Source organism: Glycomyces lechevalierae (assembly GCF_027622945.1).
In the GTDB taxonomy this organism is placed as follows: domain Bacteria; phylum Actinomycetota; class Actinomycetes; order Mycobacteriales; family Micromonosporaceae; genus Glycomyces; species Glycomyces rutgersensis.
Genome location: NZ_JAPZVQ010000001.1, coordinates 685,927 through 704,559 on the forward strand (window position 1 = coordinate 685,927; position 18,633 = coordinate 704,559).

Consider the following 18,633-nt stretch of genomic DNA (forward strand, 5'->3'; position numbering starts at 1 on the left):
CCCCCCCCCCACCCCCCCCCCCCCCCCCCGCGGGGGGGGCCCGGGCCCCCCGCCCCCCCCCCCCCCCCCGCCCGACCCTTGAGGAGCGACATGACCCTTCTCGCGGCCCCGCCCGCGCCGCCGCACGCACCGCCCCGCGGTCGCCGCAGGCGGCGCCTCGGCGACCTCGTCCGGTACCGGTGGCTGTTCGTCCTGATGCTGCCCGGCCTGGTGTACTTCGCACTGTTCCGCTTCTGGCCCATGTGGGGCGCGCGGATCGCGTTCAAGAACTACATCCCGTTCCTCGGCATCGACGGCAGCGAATGGGTGGGCCTCGCCCACCTCCGGGAGTTCCTGTCCAACCCGGACTTCCCGCGCCTGCTCGAGAACACGCTCATCGTCGCCGGGCTCAGCCTGTTCATCGCGTTCCCGCTCACCATCGTGCTCGCACTGCTGCTCAACGAACTCCGGCTCCAGATCCTCAAACGCACCGTGCAGACCCTCGTCTACATCCCGCACTTCCTGTCGTGGACCGTCGTCGTCTCGATCACCGCGCTGCTCTTCGCGATCGGCACCGGTCCGCTGTGGACGTTCTTCGGATGGCTCTTCGGCACGGACGCGAACATGCTCGCCGACCCCGACTGGTTCCGGCCGCTCATCCTCATGCAGGAGGTCTGGAAGAACACCGGCTGGGGCACCATCATCTTCCTCGCCGCCCTCGCGGGCGTCGACCAGGAGCAGTACGAGGCCGCGATCATCGACGGCGCGGGCCGCTGGCAGCGGGTCTGGCACATCACGCTGCCGTCGATCATGCCCACGATCGTCGTGCTCCTCATCCTCCAGACCGGGCAGATCCTCAACACCGGGTTCGAGCAGATCTACCTGATGTCCAACTCCCTCAACCGGACCGTGGCGGACGTGTTCGACACCTACGTGTACTTCGCGGGCATCGAGCAGGGCGCGTACAGCTACGCGACGGCCGTGGGCCTGTTCAAGGCCATCGTCGGGCTCGTGCTCATCTTCGGCACCAACTGGCTCGCCAAGCGCTTCAACCAGCAGGGGATCTTCTGATGGCCTCGTCCACGCACAAGCGGTTCAACACCCGCGCCGGGCGCGCCTTCGACGTGCTCAACGTCGTCCTCCTCACGGGAGTGGGGCTGCTCGCGATCCTGCCGTTCGTGTACGTGCTCGCGGGCTCCTTCGCGACCGAACTCGAGATCACGACCCGGCCGTTCTTCCTGTGGCCCGACGACTTCACCACGACCTCGTACGAGTCGATCCTGTCCTCGGACGTGATCCTGCGGGCCTTCGTCACCACGGTGGCCGTCACGGTGGTCGGCACGCTGATCCAGCTCGGGCTCACCGTGCTCCTCGCCTACCCGCTGTCGAAAGTAGACCTCCCCGGGCGGCGCACCGTGCTCAGCCTCGTCGTGTTCACGATGGTCTTCAGCGCCGGCATGATCCCCACGTTCCTCGTGGTCAAGGACCTCGGCCTCCTGGACACCTACTGGTCGCTGATCCTGCCGGCCGCCATCAACCCGTTCAGCCTCATCATCATCAAGAACTTCTTCCAGCAGCTCCCCAGCGAGCTCGAGGAGTCCGCGAAGATCGACGGCGCGAACGAGCTGCAGGTGCTGCGGCACGTCGTGATCCCCCTGTCCAAGCCCGTGCTCGCCACGTTCGCGCTGTTCTACGCCGTCGGCATCTGGAACGACTACCTCTCGCCGCTGCTCTACCTCAGCGACACGGGCAAATGGACGCTCCAGATGATCCTGCGGCAGGTCACGGCCGCCGCGTCCCTCTCTGCGGACGAACTCAACTCCGACGTGCCGCCGCCCGCCCAGGGCATCAAGTTCGCGGTCGTCATCATCGCCACCATCCCGGTGCTCCTCGCATATCCGTTCCTCCAGAAGCACTTCGCAAAAGGCATGCTCATCGGAAGCGTGAAAGGCTGACCATGATCCACCTCGCCGGCGACTCCACCCTCGCCCCCACCGACAACGGCGCCAGCTCCGGCCACCCCGACCTGCCCCTCCTGGGCTGGGGCGACGAACTCGCCGCGTTCCTCGACGAACCCGTGACCAACCGCGCCTTCGGCGGCGCCACCACCCTGAGCTTCCGCGAGCGGGGCAACTGGAAGCTCATCACCGACGAGCTGCAAGCGGGCGACACCGTCGTCTTCGGCTTCGGCCACAACGACCAGAAGGATCCCGAGACGCTCGCCGCCGAAGGGGGCTACCGCGAGCGCCTGACCGCCTTCATCGAGGAGGTCCGCGCGGCCGGCGCGAAGCCGGTGCTCACCACCAGCGTCGAGCGGCGCATGTTCCTTCCCGATGGGGCCCTTCGGCATTCGCACGGGCCCTACCCGGCCGAGGTCCGCCGCCTCGGCCATGAACTCGACGTGCCGGTGATCGACCTCAACGCCTTCACCCGCTGGCTCTACGCCTGGCTCGGCGAGCACGACTCGGCCGCGCTCTTCGTCCACGGCGAGGCCGCCAAGCGCGGCATCGAGGTGAGCGCCGACCTCAAGAAGGACAACACGCACTACACGACCGCCGGGGCCGCCGCCGTCGCGCGATTCGTCGCCGAAGGGCTCCGCGCCCTCCGCGGCGACGGCGGCGACGCCGCCCCCGCCGGACTCGAGATGGTCCGCAGATAGACATGTACCGCAACGCGCTCACCGCCCCCGCGGACCTCGACGGCTGGATCGCCGAAGGGCCCTGCGGCGTCGAGCACCGGGACGGCGGGCTCGTGCTCTCCAGTACCGCCGATGAAACCGCGCTGGTCGCCGCCGGGCGCGGCGACCACGCCCACTTCACCCTGTGGTGCCCGGAGGTCTTCCCGGCCGACGTCGAGATCTCCTGGGACTTCAAGCCGCTCAACGGCGAAGGCCTCGCCATGCTCTTCTTCGCGGCCACCGGCACCGGCGGGCGCGACCTCTTCGACCCGTCCCTCGCGACTCGTTCCGGGCACTACCCGCAGTACCACTCGGGCGACGTGTCCACATTGCACGTCTCGTACCTGCGGCGCAAGTGGCCCGCCGAACGCCGCTTCCGCACCTGCAACCTCCGCAAGAGCCCCGGGTTCCGGCTCGTCGCCCAAGGCGCCGACCCGCTGCCCGGCCCCGAGGACGCCGACGGCCACTACCGCATCAGTGTCCGCAAGCTCGGCCCCGAAGTGCGCTTCGCCGTCGACGAGCTGGAGCTGTTCACCTTCCACGACCCCGAACCATTGGGCGCCGGGCGCATCGGCTTCCGCCAGATGTCCCCGCTCAGGGCCCACTACCGCGACCTGGAAGTCAAGGAGCTGTCGTGACCACCATCGACATCCCGCTGCGCTGGCTCGACGACGCTGCGCCGGACCTCACCCTCGGCGGCGTCACCTGCGGCGTGCCACTGGCGGCGGGAGCCGTCACCGACCCGGAGCAGTTGGGCGTCCTCGACGCCTCGGGCGAGCCCGTGCCCGCGCAGACCTGGGCGCTCGCGACCTGGCCGGACGGCAGCGTGAAATGGGCGGGCATCGCCCTCGGCGCGGACCGCGAACCCTCGGATACGTATCGAGTCGTCAACGCCGCCAAGGCATCCAGCGCGGGCCCGAACGCGGTGTCGCACCCCGAAGGCACCATTGAACCGGGGGCGCTGCAATCCCGACACACCCGACCCCGGGTGGCGGACTCGCAGGCCATGTCAGACCCTGCGGGCACCCTTGAACCGGGGGCGCCCGAACTCCGACACGCCCGACTCCAGGTGACGGCCCACCCCACCGGCCCCGGACTCGACATCGACACCGGCGCCTGCCGTGTCCTCATCCCCGGCGCCGGCCCGAACCTCGTCGGCTCCATCCAGATCCAAGGCACCGAGGTCGCCTCCGCCGGCCGACTCCTCTCCAGTCGCCAGACCCGCCCCGAGCCCGCCGCGCCCGATCGGATCGAAGCCGTCGGCCACGTCACCGGCTGCGTCCTCGAACAGGCCGGGCCGCTGCGCGCCGTCGTCCGCCTCACCGGCACCCACCGCGACCGCGACGGCCGCGAATGGCTGCCGTTCACCGTGCGCCTGGTCTTCGCCGCCGGGGCCTCGACCTTCCGGCTCGTGCACTCCTTCGTCTGGGACGGCGACCCCGAACGCGACTTCCTCACCTCGCTCGGCCTGGCGTTCACCGTGCCGCTGCGCGAGGCCGCGCACGACCGCCACCTCCGCATCGCCGGAGCCGACGGCGGCTTCCTCCGCGAAGCCGTGCGGGGCCTCACCGGCCTGCGCCGCGACCCCGGACCCGAAGTGCGCGCCGCCCAACTCGAAGGCCGCCCCACGCCTCCCCCGGCCGAATGGTCTGGCGGCGTGGAACGGCTCTCCAAATGGATCCCCGCCTGGGCCGACTACTCACTGCGCCAACTGAACGCCAACGGGTACACCCTCCACAAGCGAACCAGCGCCAACCGCCCGTGGATCGACATCGCCCAAGGCACCCGCTCGGACGGGCTCGCCTACGTGGGCGACACGACCGGCGGCCTCGCCGTCGGGCTCACCGGGTTCTGGCAGTCCCACCCCACCGGCCTCGACGTCCGCGCGGCCGACACCGACGCGGCCACCCTCACCACCTGGCTCTGGTCCCCCGACGCCGCCCCCATGGACCTGCGGTTCTACCACGACGGCCTCGGCCAGGAGGACTACGCCGACCAGCTCGACGCCCTCGAGATCACCTACGAGGACTACGAACCCGGCTTCGGCACCGCCCACGGCATCGGCCGCACCCACGAACTCACCGTGACCCCCTACCCCGCAACGCCACCCGTCGAAGCACTGGCCCGCCTCGTCCGCGGCACGGCCACCCGCCCGCAGCTCGTGCCCACCCCCGAGGCCCTGCACGCGGCCCGCGTCCTCGGTGACTGGGACCTCCCCGACCGCACCTCACCGCACCGCGCCGCACTCGAGGACCGGCTCGACTTCCTCCTCGACTTCTATGCGGGCCAAGTCGATCAGCGCTCCTGGTACGGCTTCTGGAACTACGGCGACGTCATGCACGCCTACGACCCCGACCGCCACACCTGGCGGTACGACATCGGGGGCTACGCTTGGGACAACTCCGAACTCTCCCCCGACCTGTGGCTCTGGACCTCGTTCCTGCGCACCGGCCGCGCCGACGTCTTCCGCCTCGCCGAGCGCATGACCCGCCACACCGGCGACGTGGACGTGTACCACCGCGGCCCCTGGCAGGGCCTCGGCACCCGCCACAACGTGCAGCACTGGGGCTGCAGCGCAAAGCAATTGCGCATCTCCACCCCCGCCTACCGCCGCTGCCACTACTTCCTCACCGGCGACGAGCACACCCGCGACCTCATGCTCGAACTGCGCGACTCCGACGCCACCTTCCTCGCCCTCGATCCCACCCGGAAGGTGCGGGCCGACGCCGCCGCCTACAAGCCCGAGCGCCGCGCGCTCGCGGTCGGCCTCGGCACGGACTGGAGCGCACTGGCGGCGACCTGGTTGGCGGACTGGGAGATCACCGGGAACGAGCGCTCGCGCGACCGTCTCATCGGGACGATGCGCGACATCGGCGCCCTCCCTCGCGGCTTCTTCACCGGCGAAGCCCTCTACGACCTCGACACCGGCCGCTTCGACACGAACCGCGACCGCGTCGACGTCTCCCACCTCTCGGCCGTGTTCGGCCTGGTGGAGGTGTGCAGCGAACTCGTGGCCCTCATCGACGCCGGCCAGATCGACGCCCCCGGTTTCCGCGAGGCCTGGCTCCAGTACTGCCGCCTCTACCTCGCGTCACCCGAAGAGCAGCGCGCGGAACTGGGCGCGGCTCCATCCGGCATCCACCTGGAGCAGGCCCATTCCCGACTGACCGCGTACGCCGCCAACCAGGCCGGGGACGACGCCCTCGCCGACCACGCCTGGCGGGCCTACTTCGCCGGAGGCGAGTTCATGGGAGAGGAGGCGTTCCAAGCGGTCCGCATCCTTCCGCCGCGCGTGCTCTCTCCAGTGGACGAAGCCCGGACCCTCTGGACGAACGACGCCGCCCAATGCGGCCTCGCGACGATCCAGAACCTGGCCCTCATCGGCCACCGACTCGCGAACGGGATGCCCAACGCGACGTGAGCGGCGGCTTCGCAGCCAACGGCTAGGGCAGGCGGATGCGCTAGGAAAGGGCGCGCCCTACGCCCGCTCCGCCGCGGGGAATCCGGTCATCTCGGCAAGCGCACGCCGCAGCGCCCCGACATCGGCGGACTTCAGGTCGGCCGTCAGGCTCGCGTCGATGTCAGCCGCGATCCGGCTGCAGGACTTGAGGAGTGCGGTGCCTTCCTCGGTGAGCGCCAGGACCTGGCGGCGACGGTCGTGCGGGTCCCGCTCCCGGGTGACGGCCCCGAGCCGCTCGAGCTGGTCGGTGAGGCTGACCAGGAGGCTCGGCGCCACGCCCATCGTCTCGGCCGCCTCCGCCTGCGACCGCGCGTCGCCGTTCGCGAGGAGCGCGAGGAGCCCCGCGTGCTTCGGCTTCAGGCCGAGCGGCGCGATCCGGGCCGCGAACAGGTCGGAGACGGTGGTGCCGAGCACCCCGAGCTGGAACGCGAGCGAAGAGGTCAGGTCGTCGGGCCGTTGCTTGGACATGAGGGCGATGATACATTAGAAAAATGATTCACACTATGAATGATTCTAGTGCCGCATCGATTCCGAACGTGCGCCTGCTCCGGATCGCCTTGGTCCTCAACGTGGTGCTCGCCCTCGGTACCGCAGTCTCCGCGGCGCTCGCGCTGTGGCGTCCCGAGCTGCTGCTCGATGGCGCGCCGATCGGCGCGGGCACTGCGTTCTACGCGGCGGCCTACGCCGTACGCGCGATCCCGCTCGGGGCCGCAATCGCGTTCCTCGCCGCGACGGGACGACTGCGCCCGCTCGCGCCACTGCTCCTCATCGGAGCGGCCGCGCAACTCGGCGACCTCGCGATCGCCGCCGCGGTCCAGAACCCGGGCATGGCGGTCGGCTCGGCGCTGTGCGCCGCCGGGCACCTCTTCGGGTGGCGGGTCCTGCGCTGAGACCCCGGCAGCGAAGCGAGCGGCTGGTCTCCTTCGAGGTCACTTCCGCACGGGATAGCAGAGGTGCACCGCGCGCTTGCCCTGGACGACCCTCGGGTCGTCCAGGACGAGATGACCGGTGTCCAGCACCGAGAAATACGGGATGCCCTCGCCGAAGAGCACCGGCACGAGGCTCACGCACACCTCGTCGACCAGGCCGAGCGCGAGCGCCTGCTGCGTCACGTTCGCGCTGGCGATGGTGATGTCCTTGTCTCCCGCGATCTGCCCGGCACGCTTGATCGCGGCCGCCACGCCGTCGACGAACGTCGTGTTGGGCCAGCGCTCGGCGGCGTCCTCGGGCGGGTGATGGGTGACCACGACGACCGGGGCGTCCACCGGGTGCTTGTCCCCCCAGCCCTCGGCGATGTCGAAGAGGCGGCGGCCGACGACCACCGCCCCGCAGTCGTCGATGAGCTCCCGCAGGAACGAGGCGCTGGCGGCGTCCACAGAGAACTCGGGAATGTACTCGTTCGGCGTCGGGATGGTGACGTCCCCGGCCTCGTACCACTCGAACAACTCGCCGATCTGGTCGTCCGGTTGCGCGATGTACCCGTCGAGCGACATGGTCATGTGGCTTCGAACTGTGCTCACGTCGGTTCCTCTCCGTCAAGCGCGACGGCGCTGCCCGCCATCATAAGTAGCGACGAGGCGAACGAGCGCCATTCATCGATGGACGGCCCGGCGGAATCGGGGCGGCGCTACATCGACCCGATCACCAGTGCCATCGCGAGGAACAGCACCAGTTGACAGGCGTTGTTCAGGAGGGTGAGCGCCCGGGGCTTCAGCTCGAAGGCGTTGTGCTGCAGCAGCGTGGTCGCCGAGAGCGTCGCCCACGCGACGAGTCCGACGACGAGTGCCGGCCACACCGAGTCGTCGTCGAAGGCCTTCGAGGCGATCGCGACGCCGAACGCCAGACCGAGCGCCGTCAGGGCGTTCGAGACGGCCAGCAGCATCATGTTCCGCTTGCGGGCCTTCGCGGATTCGGCCGGAGCGATGCCGGTCAATCGCGCCCAGGCGGGCCCGAAGGCCTTGCCGTACCAGACGGCCGCCACGACCATCCCGACCGCGAACGCGATCAGCGCAGCCCACCAGTTGATCTCCACCATGCGGCTCCCCCGATCCCACGAACGACACGGACCCGGTCGATCAAAGCGACCGCGCCGGGGAAAGTCCAGCGCCCGCCCCGGCGCTCGCTACGCCGATGCCGTGTCGTGAGGGACGGCGCGGGTGAGCAGGTGCGCCTCCTGCATGCGGCCGTCGGGGGCGAAGCGGCCGAAGAAGTGCACATCGGTGGCGAGGTCCTTGCCGCGCTGGGAGGAGTGCAGGGTGTAGCGGGCGGCGAGGCGGTCGCCGACCGCGACGGCTTCGTGGACCTCCATGCGGATCGCGGGGCGGTTCTTGCGGATTGGCCGGGTGTGGTCGATGAGCTTCTGCCGGTCGATGCGGTGCCCGTCGGCGACCTGGACGATGTCCGGGGTGTGGAAGCGGTCGATGATGAGCGCCGCCTCCTCGTCGCTGCTCACCAGTTCGCGGGTGAGCGAGGTGTAGAAGTCGGCGATGAACTGCTTCGGGTCAGCGCTTGCGAGCGGCCGCATGGTCAGGTTTCTCCGTTCGTGACAGGCGTGCGCGGTCGGTGGCCCGCAGCAGAATGAGACTGTGCCGATCGCGTTGCCGCCCAGGGGTTTCCGAGCGACTTCCCTAGCCTGCCCGAGAGCGGGTCGTTCGGCGTCAATCGGATGTCGACGGTTCCTGATACCCCTAGGGGGTGAGACGCGGAGCGGTGTACGACGCCCGTCATATGCGATCCGAAGCCGGAAACCGCGGTCGTCGGCCCGTCCCGATCAGTCGGCCAGGAGCGCCCGGATCTGGGCGGTCCACTCTTCGGCCAGGCGGCGGCCGTCGGGGAGCTGGTCGTCGCGGTCCCAGCGCCAGGCGGTGATCATGGCGAGCATGAGGATCCGGCACTGCCGCAGCAGCTCGCGATCGACACCCGGGTAGTGGTCGGCGACCGCTTCAGGAGCGTGCGCGAGGTCGAATTCGACGGGGCCGCGGCAGCAGGTCTCGAAGTCGATGAAGAGCGGCCCCTGCTTCGTGGCGAGCAGGTTTCCCGGGTGCGGTTCGCCGTGCAGCAGTTGGTCTTTGCCGCGCCCGGCGATGTCGCGCCGCACGTCGCGCAGCGCGTCGGCGAGCAGTTCGCGTTCCTCGTCGGGGAGTTCGGGGCTGATGTCGCGGTCCGCCACGACCTGCTGCGCCTCTTCGACCCGGTCGGTGAAGTGCGGCGTGGCGGCGTCGATCGAGCGCATGCCCGCGTGGAGGCGCCGGAGCGCGTCCGCGTAGTCGGCCGGCGGGACTTCAGGACCGGACTCGTAGTACGTCCACAGTGAGATGTTGAAGCCGTCCCGCGGGTAGACGCGCGGCTCCGCGCGGGGCTCGAGAGCGGCTACGGGACAACCGGACTCGGCGAGGCGTCGCGCCAGGTCGATCTCGAACTGCGCGGCCTCGTGCTCGGGCGGTGCGACCCTGGCGAGCACGTCGCAGGGCTCGAGCCGCAACGTGAGCTTGTTGGAGTTGTTCAGGACGGTCGCGCGGTCGGCGCGGAGTCCGAGGGATCCGGCGATCGAAACGGCCGCGGTCATCGCCCGCGAGGCGATCGGTTCCTCCATCAGTCGCCGGACCCCTCTCCCCTGCTCGAGGCTAAGACGCTCGCCGAGTCACGGTGAGCACGTCGGAAGTGTTGCCCGCGTTGTCGGTCGCGCGGGCCTCGACGACATCGTACGGGCGGACCCGGACGGCGCTCGAATAGTTTTTCCAGTCGCCGCCGTTGATCCGGTACTCGATCGTCGCGACCCCGGAGCCCGTGTCGCTCGCTTCGAAGGCGACACTCGTCCTGGAGGTCCAGGTGTAGCCGAGTTCCGGAGCGGTGGTGTCGGAATCGGGGACGAGGTACGCGGCCGTCCCCTGGGCCTCGGTGCGGGTGGTGTCCTCGAAGAGCCACCTGGTCCCGTGTGCGGGTTCGGTCAGCGTCAGGGAGGTGCCCGACTCGGTGCGGCCGTCGACGGCCAGCGCGCGTCCGTTGCCCGCGTTGACGAGTGCGCCGTCATAGGGGTTGTCTTCGGTGGCGGTGTCCGCGAGGAAGGTCCAGCGCTGGGCGGGGTCGTCCGCGTCCGGGGCGATGTCCTGGTAGGCGACTTCGGTGTCCGAGAGGGCGGCGAGGACGCCACTGCCGTCGATCGCGTTGATCGTGTAGGCGCCGTCGGCGAGGTCGAGGTCCCAGACGCCGCCGCCCCATTTGGACCAGACGACCATGTCGCGTTCGGGGTGGTCGGCGTCGCCGGCGTACTGGTCGATCTGGAACTCGGTGCCGAGGCTGTCGGTGACGACGCGGAAGGCGTCGGTGTCGAGGTCGACGTCCTCGGCGGTCACGCGTTCGGGCAGCTGGGGCGGTTCGGTGTAGTCGCCGTGGTAGACGTCCGGTCCGGGGATGTCCCAAGGGGACGGCAGGGTGCGGTCGGCGGGGTAGACCTCGGCGAAGAACTCGTAGGCCTCCGGGTCGTACTCCTTGAGTTCGGCGCGGGTGTTGACGGGGCTTCGCACGCCGTCGGTCCAGTCGGGCTTCTCGGCCATGTTGTCGAACCAGATGGCGGAGAGGGTCGCGAAGTACTCGTCGATGTTGCCGATGGCGTAGGTGTTGGGCCAGCGGCCGGTGTTGTAGGCGTTCTCGTAGACGGCGTAGAGCTCGTCGGAGAGGGTCGTGTCCGTCTGGGTCTCGATGCCGACGAGGCGCACGGCGTGGCCGAACTCGTGGATGAGGATGTTCTCGTTGGTGTAGCGGGTGTTCAGGAAGTCGTTCTCGTTCCCTCTGGTGCGCAGCACGTTCCGTTCGGAGATGGAGGAGACGCAGTGGTTCCAGGTGCTGCCGCCGTAGCCTTCGACGTCGTACATCTCGGGGTCGTAGCCGCCGCGGTGTTCGGGGACGAGGTAGGCGTTCTCGCGGGCGGCGTAGACGGCGAGGGAGCAGCCGTAGTCGGCCATGGTCTGGGCGATGCCGTTGTCGTCGCGGCCGAGTTGGACGTCGACCTGCGCGGCGGCGAGGTCGAGGGTGGCGGGGTCGACGCGGGGGCCGGCCTTGACCTGGATGCCGGTCTGGGTGGTGACGGTCTGGGTGTAGTAGTCGAGGAGGGGGACGCCGGTGTAGGCGGCGTCCTTGGCGGTCTTGCCTTCGGCGTCTTGGATGTTGGAGCCGGTGACGGTGAGGGTGAGCGGCTGGTCGGGGTCGATGGCGCCGGTGTAGGCGACGCTGGCGAGGTGGAGGTCTTCGGGGAGGCGGGCCATGCTGTTCGCGGGGGTGGCCGCGATCTGCTTGTTGTCCTGGTCGAAGAAGATCGTGTCGGTGGGGCCGGTGGCGGGTTTGGCCTGGAGTTGGATCGTGTTGCCGCCGTTGGTGAGGGTGAGGTTGGCGGGGCTGACGGCGGCTTCCTCGTCCACGTAGCGGTCCCAGTAGACCTCGAGGAACCTGCCTTCGTTGATGACGCGGACCTCGGTGATCTGGGGTCCGTCGTAGGCGGGGTCGGTGGCGACCTTGCCGTCGGTGCCGACGGGGGTGGCGTCGGCCGCCAGCGCGGGGGTCGCTCCGATGAGGAGGGAGGCGAGTGCGAGGGCGGCGACGGCGGTTCGGGTGGTGTTCGTCTTGAGCGTCTTCACTTCGCGCGCTCCTTGCAGGGGGTTGCGGGAGGTCGGTGCACGGGTGACCTTTCGACGGGGTGGCTCACGGGTCGGGCCGTGGGACGGCCAGTGGTATGTGACGCGTGATATATCACTCAGTAGTATGTAACATATTACTGAGGCCGTGTAAACCCGGCCGTTCCGGATCGGCCCGAGTTCCCTTCCCCTGCAAGGAAAGCGGTTCAGGAGCGTTTCCGGCGGGTGCGCGGGTCCTCGGAAGGGTTGGCGTACATGGGAGGCGGGCCGTGCACGATCGCCTCGGGGCGCAGCTCGTAGTGCCAGGGCTCGTTGCGGTAGATCTGGCACAGGCCGTAGGCGGCCCCGTTCCGGGAGAGCCAGGCGGCGGAGGGTGGCGGGCCGATGTCGACCGCGCGCCCGGCCACATGCAGCGAGGTCTCCGGTGTGGACACCCAGCGGGAGGCGGCCTCCTCCGAGCCGTACTCGGCGACGGTTTCGCGGCGCAGCTGCCGCTGGTACTCCGGGGAGCGCCAGCCGCTGTTGACGTAGAACGCGACGCCCTCGCGGGCGGCGTCCGTGGCGGCCTGGCGGAGGGCGGCGAGGAGCGCGGGGTCGAGGTTGGCGACGCCCGCGACCGAGTCGTCGAAGACCGTGGTCCGGTACGGGATGGCGCCGTCTGCTACGCCGAGCGCACCCCGGTCGCGGATGCGCAGGAGCCGGTATCCGAGGGCCTTGGCGGCCGCGGCGAGCAGGGCGAGGGCGGTGGCGGCGAGCCCGCGGCGGATCCGGCGGGTCACGGTTCGCGTGGAAAGGCTGTACGACATGCGAACAGTAGAAGCGGGGCGGTGTTGTCATCGCGTTAGCGGTTTTCGATATGCCGACGATATGACCGGGCCCGTAGCATCGTGGAACTATGCGAGTGCTGATCGTCGAGGACGAACCCTATATGGCCGAGGCCATCCGCGACGGGCTGCGGCTGGAGGCCATCGCGGCGGACATCGCCGGGGACGGCGACGCCGCACTGGAGCTGCTGAGCGTGAACGCCTACGACATCGCCGTACTCGACCGCGACATCCCCGGGCCCTCGGGCGACGAGGTGGCCGCGCACATCGTCTCCTCGGGCACCGGCATGCCGATCCTGATGCTCACCGCCGCCGACCGGCTCGACGACAAGACCACCGGGTTCGAGCTCGGCGCGGACGACTACCTGACGAAGCCGTTCGCGCTCAAGGAGCTCGTGCTCCGCCTCCGCGCGCTCGACCGGAGGCGGGCCCACCACCGCCCGCCCGTGCGGGAGATCGCGGGCCTGCGCTTGGACCCGTTCCGGCGGGAGGTCTTCCGAGACGGCAAGTACGTGGCGCTCACCCGCAAGCAGTTCGCGGTCCTGGAGGTGCTGGTCGCGGCCGAGGGCGGGGTGGTGAGCGCCGAGGACCTGCTGGAGCGGGCGTGGGACGAGAACGCCGACCCGTTCACGAACGCCGTGCGCATCACCGTCTCGGCCCTGCGCAAGCGCCTCGGCGAGCCGTGGGTCATCGCGACCGTGCCCGGGGTCGGCTACCGGATCGAGACGGGCGCGGCCCGTGGATAGGCGCCCCGGCCCGAGCGTCCGCCTCAAACTGACGATCAGCTATGCCGCGCTCCTGCTCATCGCGGGGGCGCTGCTGCTCGCGGTCGTCTGGCTGTTCCTCCTCCGGTACGTGCCGCGCGAGGCGATCAGCCTCGGCGAGCCCTGCGAACCGGGCACCGGGGGCCGCTGCCCGCCCACGTTCTTCATGCCCGGCCGCCTGGACCTCTGGCGCGCGTTCGCCCCGAAGGCGGCGCTCATGATGGGGCTCCTGCTCGTGTTCGGCCTCGTCGGCGGCTGGTTCCTCGCCGGACGGATGCTGGCCCCGCTCAACCAGATCGCGGGCGCCACCCGCATCGCCGCGAAAGGCTCACTGGCGCACCGCATCCGGATGCCCGGCCGCCGCGACGAGTTCCGCGAGCTCGCAGACGCCTTCGACTCGATGCTCGAGCAGATCGAGGCGCATGTGGGCGAGCACCAGCGGTTCGCCGCGAACGCCTCCCACGAGCTGCGCACGCCGCTGGCGACCATGAAGACGCTCCTCGATGTGGCGCAACGCGATCCGTCGGGCTGCACGCCCGAACTCGTCGACCGGCTCTCCTTCGTGAACGCCCGGGCGATCGACCTCACCGAGGCCCTGCTCCTCCTCAGCCGCTCCGGCCAGCGCTCCTTCACCCGCGAGCCGGTCGACCTCTCGCTGGTCGCCGAGGAGGCCGCCGAGACGCTGCTCCCCCTCGCCGAGGAGCGCGGCATCGACATCCAGGTCTCGGGCGGCCTCGCGACGGCGGCGGGCTCGCCCGCGCTGCTGCTCCAGACGGCGGTGAACCTGCTGCACAACGCGATCGTGCACAACCTGAGCGAGGACGGGAACGTGTGGATCACGACCACAGTCGATCCGGACACGGCGGTGCTCACGGTCGAGAACACCGGCGCGCGACTCACCCCGCACCTGGTAGCGACCCTCACCGAGCCGTTCCAGCGCGGCAACCGCCGCATCCGCAGCGACCACGCGGGCGTCGGGCTGGGTCTGGCGATCGTCGAGAACGTCGTGAAGGCCCACGACGGCAGGCTGACCTTGGCGGCCCGCCCCGAGGGCGGTCTGCGCGTGGAGGTCCGCCTGCCCTCCGCCGAGGCCGCGCCAGCCTGAGCGCTGCCTCATCGACACATTCATCTGATCTTTCATTTGTTTATCGAGATGTTTAAACATTGACAACCGTGAGTCTGATGTAGGAACATTGCCATATATCAGGCCAGGACCTCCTCCTGGCGGGTTCTCACCGCGATCGCGCGCCCGCGACGGGCTTCCGTTCGGAGCGCGCGAGAAAGAAAGGTCAGATGAACACCCTCAACCGGAAGTCGGCGCTCTTCGCCCGGCTGGCCATGGCCGTCCTGGTGATCGCCGGGTTCCTGAGCTTCGCCTCTCCGGCACAGGCCGCGGTCTACAACACGTGCGACCGCTGGGGCAGCTGGTCCCAGGGCTCCTGGACGGTCTACAACAACATCTGGGGCTCGAACGGCGGCCCGCAGTGCCTCACGGTCAACAGCATCAAGTCCTGGTACGTCGACGCGAACCACTCCGGCGGCGGGATCAAGTCCTACCCGAACACCTCGACCAGGCTCCAGACCCCGCTGAATCAGCTGAACTCGGCGGGCTTCTGGTTCGACACCTCGTCGGCTGGAGTCACCAACGGTGACAACTGGAGCTGGACGGCCGACCTCTGGTCCACCAACAACCAGGACGAGATCATGGTCTTCACCAGCTGGACCCCGGGCCCGCTCGGCGGCTGGGGCAGGCAGATCGCGTCCAACGTGACCGTCGGCGGCATCCTCTACTCCTCGGTCTGGCAGGCCGACCCGGGCTGGAACGTCCTCCAGTTCGTCCCTGCCCAGCAGCGGAGCACCGGCACCATCGACGCCGCGGCGATCTGGCGCTGGTCCGCGTCGCAGAACCTCCTGCGCAACACCACCTTCGACACGATGCAGTTCGGCTGGGAGTGCTCCTCGACCGGCGGCACGCAGAAGCGGTACTCGCTGAACGCGTACAGCGCCTGGTGGAGCAACACCTCCGGCGGCGGATCGAGCATCTGACCTCACTCCGGCCGATCGACCCGCCTCCTCGGGCCGACCGGCCTTTTCACCGGCCGTCGAGGTCGCGGAGGAACCTCGTCGATCGTCCTGTCTGGACCTCGTAGCCGCGGCGCACGTAGAACTCGTGCGCCGCTTCGCGATGATCGCTGCTGGTGACCTCCATGCGGACGCAGCCGCGATCCGCGGCGAACGCCTCGGCGGCCGCCACCAGCAGGCCGCCCACACCATGGCCGCGAGCTTCCTCAGCAACGACCAGGGCCACGATGCGGCCCCACGAGCCGGGCCGCTCGAAGAACGGGCAGACGTGGACGGCGATGAGCCCCAGCACTGCTCCCCCGAGCTCGGCCGCGAAGGCCGCGCTGGACGGGTCGTCGTCCCAGGCCTCGAGGCGCGCGGCCGCCGCCGCGCCGTCTTGGGCGTAGCCGAGCTGGTGGAGCAGTCCGTCGACCGCTTCGGCGTCGGCGCTGACCAATGGTCGGATCCGCATGGCGTCCCTCAGGTGACCGGGAAGTCGAAGTACGTGTCCGGGTACGGCTCGTCCTTCAGCGTGTAGTGCCACCACTCGTACTCGTACGCGCGGAAACCGCAGGACTCCATCAAGGACCGGAGACGGCTCCGGTTCCGCGCCTCGATCTCCGTGATGCCCACGGCCCCATGGTGGGAGACCTCGTCCATGAGGTCGTAGCCGCCGCCCATCGGGACGGGCTCGCCCGTGGCCGGGTCGCAGAGCGTCAGGTCGACGGTGCCGCCCCGGCTGTGTCCCGACTTGGCGATCACGTACCCCTTCGCGAACATCTCGGTCTTGTCGATGTTCGGGTAGTGCCGCGCCTTGGTCCGGCCGTCCTCGGGGAGTTCGGTCCACTCCCGGAAGCGGTCCACGGCGCGCTGCGGCCGGTAGGCGTCCCACACGAGCAGGCCGAGGCCCATGGCCTCCGCTTTGCCTTGGGCCGCAAGAAGAGCGGCGCACAGCGTCCGCGTGCCCACGACGCGGCCGCTCAGGTACCCGTCGACCGGGGCGCCGGTGAAGTTGTCGGCGGTGGCGTACTTCGCGTCCCAGCGAATGCCGGGCACCAGTTCGTCCACATAGGCGAAGTCATCCCGCAACGGCCGTTCCCTCCAGCGCCAGCGCGACCATCCGGTCGATCACCTCGGCGAGCGGCAGCCCCGAGGCCGCCATCATTCTCGGATAGCGGCTGTAGGAGGTCAAGCCGGGCATGGTGTTCACCTCATTGAGGACGACCGTGCCGTCCTCCTTCAGGAACAGGTCGACCCGAGCCAGGCCCCGGCAGCCGAGGGCGCGGTAGATCGCCTTCGCGGTCTCCTGGACGAGCGCGCGCGACTCGGCCGGGATGTCGGCGGGGACGATGAAGGCGGCGTTCTCGGAGCCGGTCTCGGGCGCGTCCTCCTGGTGGATGCGGAAGAAGCCGTGGGTGAGCGCGACACGGTCGACCTCGCCGGCGAAGAGCTCGGTGCCGTTGCCGAGGACGGCACAGCCGATCTCGCCGCCTTCGACGGCCGCTTCGATGAGGACCTTCGCGTCGTACCGCCGCGCGACCTCCATCGCCTCATGGAGTTCGGCTTCGCCGGTCACCTTGGTGACCCCGAAGGAGGAGCCGGAGCGGGCGGGCTTCACGAACACGGGGTACGGCAGGGTCTCGGCGTCGATCTTCTCGTCGGCGTCCACGGTCCAGAACGCGGGCGTGGCGATCCCGGCGTCGCGGACGACGAGGTACGTGAGGGTCTTGTCCATGCACAGCGCGGAGGCCTGGATGCCGCAGCCCGCATACGGGATGCCGGCGAGTTCGAGCAGGCCCTGGATCGCCCCGTCCTCCCCGAGCTTGCCGTGGAGGACCGGGATGACCACGTCGAGGGCGATCGTCTCGTACTGTCCCCCATCGAGAACGAGCACACCGGGCGTGCTGCGGTCGGGCGACAGGACGGCCGGGCGGCCGTCCTCCCAGCCGGGGCCGGGGTCGTCGCAGAGTCGCCACGCGCCGGCCTCGGTGATGCCGAGGTAGTACGGCTCGTATCTCGCGAGGTCGAGGCTCGCGGCGACCTCGCGCGCGGACTTGACGGAGACGGGGTGCTCCTCGGAGCAGCCGCCGAAGACGATGCCCACCTTCAATTTAGCCATCCTGGTTCCTTCCTTCGAACTGCAGGCAGTTCACAATGGAGTTCTCGACCGTGTCGCTGAGCGCGTGGTCGGTGTAGTACGCGGTGTGCGGGCTGATGAGCACATTGGGCAGTTGCTGGAGGCGCAGCAGCGGCTTGCCCTCTACCGGCGTGCCGCGCCGGTCGGCGTAGAAGACGCCCTCCTCGCCCTCGAGGACGTCGAGGGCCGCGCCGCCGAGCCTGCCGCCCTCCAGGGCCGAGACCAGGGCCTCGGTGTCGATGAGCGCGCCGCGACCGGTGTTGACGACGTATGCGCCGCGCTTCATCCGCGCCAGCCGGTGCCGGTCGAGAAGGTGGTGCGTGCCGGGGTTGAGCGGCGTGTGGAGGGTGACGATGTCGCTGCGGCGCAACAGGTCGTCGAGCGGCACGTACTCGGCGTCGGCCTTCGGGCTGTTGTCGTGGGCGAGCACGCGGCAGCCGAAGCCGCGCAGCCGGTCGATGACGGCCGCGCCGATACGGCCGGTGCCGACCACGCCCACCGTGAGGTCCCGCAGTTCCCTCCCTCGGACCTCGTGGAGCCGGTAGTCGTGGACCTCGGCGCGCAGGACCGTCGACTTCGCGTTCCGGACCGCCATGAGCATGAGCATCAGCGTGTAGTCGGCGACGCTGTCCGGCGAGTACGCGACGTTCCCGACCTCGATGCCGAGGCTCTCGGCGTACTGGACGCTGACGTGGTTGAAGCCGATGCTCCGGGTGGAGACGTACGCGACGCCCGCCCCGGCGAGGGCGCGCAGCGCGGCACTCGTGACGCGGGTCTTGTGGCCGATGCTCACGCACCGGTTGCCCGCCGCGAGGTGCGCGTTGGCCTCGGTCGGCGCCTCGGCGGTGATGGCCGGGGCGACGCCGAAGCGCGGCGCGAGCGCGCGGAACAGCGCCGCCTCGTCCTCGCCGCACCCGTAGATCGTGATGCCGACCGGTTCTCTGTTGAGCATGCCGCACAGTCAAGAGGAACGATGGTTACGGGAGCGTATGGCGTTTTCGATATGCCCGCGATACGCGCCTATCGCGGGCATATCGAAAACCGCATACGCTCCGACAACCGCGGGCGGCCTTCACTGTTCCCATGTGCAGAAACGAATCCAGC

Annotated in this window: 20 protein-coding genes; 9 read left to right on the forward strand and 11 right to left on the reverse strand. The window is 69.7% G+C overall.

The genetic code is table 11. From position 1 onward, the window contains the following. Positions 1-90 precede the first annotated feature (90 nt). The 5 genes from O2L01_RS03180 to O2L01_RS03200 are packed head-to-tail and all read left to right on the forward strand — an operon-like array spanning position 91 to position 6,077. Positions 91-1,050 carry an ABC transporter permease gene (locus O2L01_RS03180; RefSeq protein ID WP_270120336.1) on the forward strand — a complete coding sequence of 320 codons (960 nt, stop codon included), beginning with the start codon at positions 91-93 and terminating at the stop codon, positions 1,048-1,050. Beyond that, positions 1,050-1,934 carry a carbohydrate ABC transporter permease gene (locus O2L01_RS03185; protein ID WP_270120337.1) on the forward strand — a complete coding sequence of 295 codons (885 nt, stop codon included), beginning with the start codon at positions 1,050-1,052 and terminating at the stop codon, positions 1,932-1,934. The genes O2L01_RS03180 and O2L01_RS03185 overlap by 1 nt, the downstream gene beginning before the upstream one ends. Before the next feature lie 2 nt (positions 1,935-1,936). After that, positions 1,937-2,638 (forward strand): GDSL-type esterase/lipase family protein, encoded by a 702-nt coding sequence (locus O2L01_RS03190; RefSeq protein WP_270120338.1) that lies wholly within the window; start codon positions 1,937-1,939, stop codon positions 2,636-2,638. Positions 2,639-2,640: 2 nt separating this feature from the next. After that, positions 2,641-3,294, forward strand: a complete 654-nt coding sequence (locus tag O2L01_RS03195; protein WP_270120339.1) for a DUF1961 family protein — start codon at positions 2,641-2,643, stop codon at positions 3,292-3,294. Next, positions 3,291-6,077: an exo-rhamnogalacturonan lyase family protein gene (locus tag O2L01_RS03200; RefSeq protein WP_270120340.1), complete on the forward strand. Its 2,787-nt coding sequence runs from the start codon at positions 3,291-3,293 to the stop codon at positions 6,075-6,077. The genes O2L01_RS03195 and O2L01_RS03200 overlap by 4 nt, the downstream gene beginning before the upstream one ends. 57 nt (positions 6,078-6,134) lie before the next feature. Here the strand turns inward: O2L01_RS03200 and O2L01_RS03205 are convergent, their stop codons facing one another. Then, the gene (locus O2L01_RS03205; protein WP_270120341.1) at positions 6,135-6,584 is read right to left on the reverse strand and encodes a MarR family winged helix-turn-helix transcriptional regulator; all 450 of its coding nucleotides are present in this window, start codon (positions 6,582-6,584) and stop codon (positions 6,135-6,137) included. Positions 6,585-6,619: 35 nt separating this feature from the next. Between O2L01_RS03205 and O2L01_RS03210 the strand changes: the two genes are divergently transcribed. Beyond that, a complete protein-coding gene (locus O2L01_RS03210) occupies positions 6,620-7,006 on the forward strand; it encodes a hypothetical protein (RefSeq protein ID WP_270120342.1) in 387 nt (128 codons plus the stop codon). A gap of 39 nt (positions 7,007-7,045) precedes the next feature. Here O2L01_RS03210 and O2L01_RS03215 read toward each other — a convergent pair whose 3' ends face one another. The 6 genes from O2L01_RS03215 to O2L01_RS03240 form a co-directional block, all read right to left on the reverse strand. Continuing rightward, complete coding sequence (locus O2L01_RS03215) at positions 7,046-7,636, reverse strand: dihydrofolate reductase family protein (protein ID WP_270120343.1); 591 nt, start codon at positions 7,634-7,636, stop codon at positions 7,046-7,048. Between the two features lie 107 nt (positions 7,637-7,743). Further along, positions 7,744-8,151, reverse strand: a complete 408-nt coding sequence (locus O2L01_RS03220) for a DUF1761 domain-containing protein (RefSeq protein ID WP_270120344.1) — start codon at positions 8,149-8,151, stop codon at positions 7,744-7,746. Between the two features lie 87 nt (positions 8,152-8,238). After that, positions 8,239-8,640: a nuclear transport factor 2 family protein gene (locus O2L01_RS03225; RefSeq protein ID WP_270120345.1), complete on the reverse strand. Its 402-nt coding sequence runs from the start codon at positions 8,638-8,640 to the stop codon at positions 8,239-8,241. Positions 8,641-8,886: 246 nt separating this feature from the next. Continuing rightward, positions 8,887-9,708: a phosphotransferase enzyme family protein gene (locus O2L01_RS03230; RefSeq protein ID WP_270120347.1), complete on the reverse strand. Its 822-nt coding sequence runs from the start codon at positions 9,706-9,708 to the stop codon at positions 8,887-8,889. Between the two features lie 31 nt (positions 9,709-9,739). Next, complete coding sequence (locus O2L01_RS03235) at positions 9,740-11,746, reverse strand: OmpL47-type beta-barrel domain-containing protein (RefSeq protein WP_270120350.1); 2,007 nt, start codon at positions 11,744-11,746, stop codon at positions 9,740-9,742. 203 nt (positions 11,747-11,949) lie between these two features. Next, the gene (locus tag O2L01_RS03240) at positions 11,950-12,549 is read right to left on the reverse strand and encodes a M15 family metallopeptidase (RefSeq protein ID WP_270120352.1); all 600 of its coding nucleotides are present in this window, start codon (positions 12,547-12,549) and stop codon (positions 11,950-11,952) included. Between the two features lie 89 nt (positions 12,550-12,638). On the opposite strand from O2L01_RS03240, the gene O2L01_RS03245 reads away from it, so the two are divergent. From O2L01_RS03245 to O2L01_RS03255, 3 genes are all read left to right on the forward strand, one after another. Beyond that, positions 12,639-13,313 carry a response regulator transcription factor gene (locus O2L01_RS03245; RefSeq protein WP_270120353.1) on the forward strand — a complete coding sequence of 225 codons (675 nt, stop codon included), beginning with the start codon at positions 12,639-12,641 and terminating at the stop codon, positions 13,311-13,313. Next, positions 13,306-14,436 (forward strand): sensor histidine kinase, encoded by a 1,131-nt coding sequence (locus tag O2L01_RS03250; protein WP_270120354.1) that lies wholly within the window; start codon positions 13,306-13,308, stop codon positions 14,434-14,436. Before O2L01_RS03245 ends, O2L01_RS03250 begins: the two co-directional genes overlap by 8 nt. A gap of 188 nt (positions 14,437-14,624) precedes the next feature. Continuing rightward, positions 14,625-15,377, forward strand: a complete 753-nt coding sequence (locus tag O2L01_RS03255) for a glycoside hydrolase family 12 protein (protein WP_270120355.1) — start codon at positions 14,625-14,627, stop codon at positions 15,375-15,377. Between the two features lie 46 nt (positions 15,378-15,423). Here O2L01_RS03255 and O2L01_RS03260 read toward each other — a convergent pair whose 3' ends face one another. From O2L01_RS03260 to O2L01_RS03275, 4 genes are read right to left on the reverse strand one after another with little or no spacing between them, the layout of a single operon-like run. Then, positions 15,424-15,864, reverse strand: a complete 441-nt coding sequence (locus O2L01_RS03260; protein WP_270120357.1) for a GNAT family N-acetyltransferase — start codon at positions 15,862-15,864, stop codon at positions 15,424-15,426. A gap of 8 nt (positions 15,865-15,872) precedes the next feature. Further along, positions 15,873-16,481 carry a D-Ala-D-Ala dipeptidase VanX gene (gene vanX / locus O2L01_RS03265; RefSeq protein ID WP_270120359.1) on the reverse strand — a complete coding sequence of 203 codons (609 nt, stop codon included), beginning with the start codon at positions 16,479-16,481 and terminating at the stop codon, positions 15,873-15,875. Next, positions 16,471-17,511 (reverse strand): D-alanine--(R)-lactate ligase, encoded by a 1,041-nt coding sequence (vanA, locus tag O2L01_RS03270; protein WP_270120360.1) that lies wholly within the window; start codon positions 17,509-17,511, stop codon positions 16,471-16,473. Before vanA ends, vanX begins: the two co-directional genes overlap by 11 nt. After that, positions 17,504-18,481: a D-isomer specific 2-hydroxyacid dehydrogenase family protein gene (locus O2L01_RS03275; RefSeq protein ID WP_270120361.1), complete on the reverse strand. Its 978-nt coding sequence runs from the start codon at positions 18,479-18,481 to the stop codon at positions 17,504-17,506. The genes vanA and O2L01_RS03275 overlap by 8 nt, the downstream gene beginning before the upstream one ends. Between the last annotated feature and the right edge of the window lie 152 nt (positions 18,482-18,633).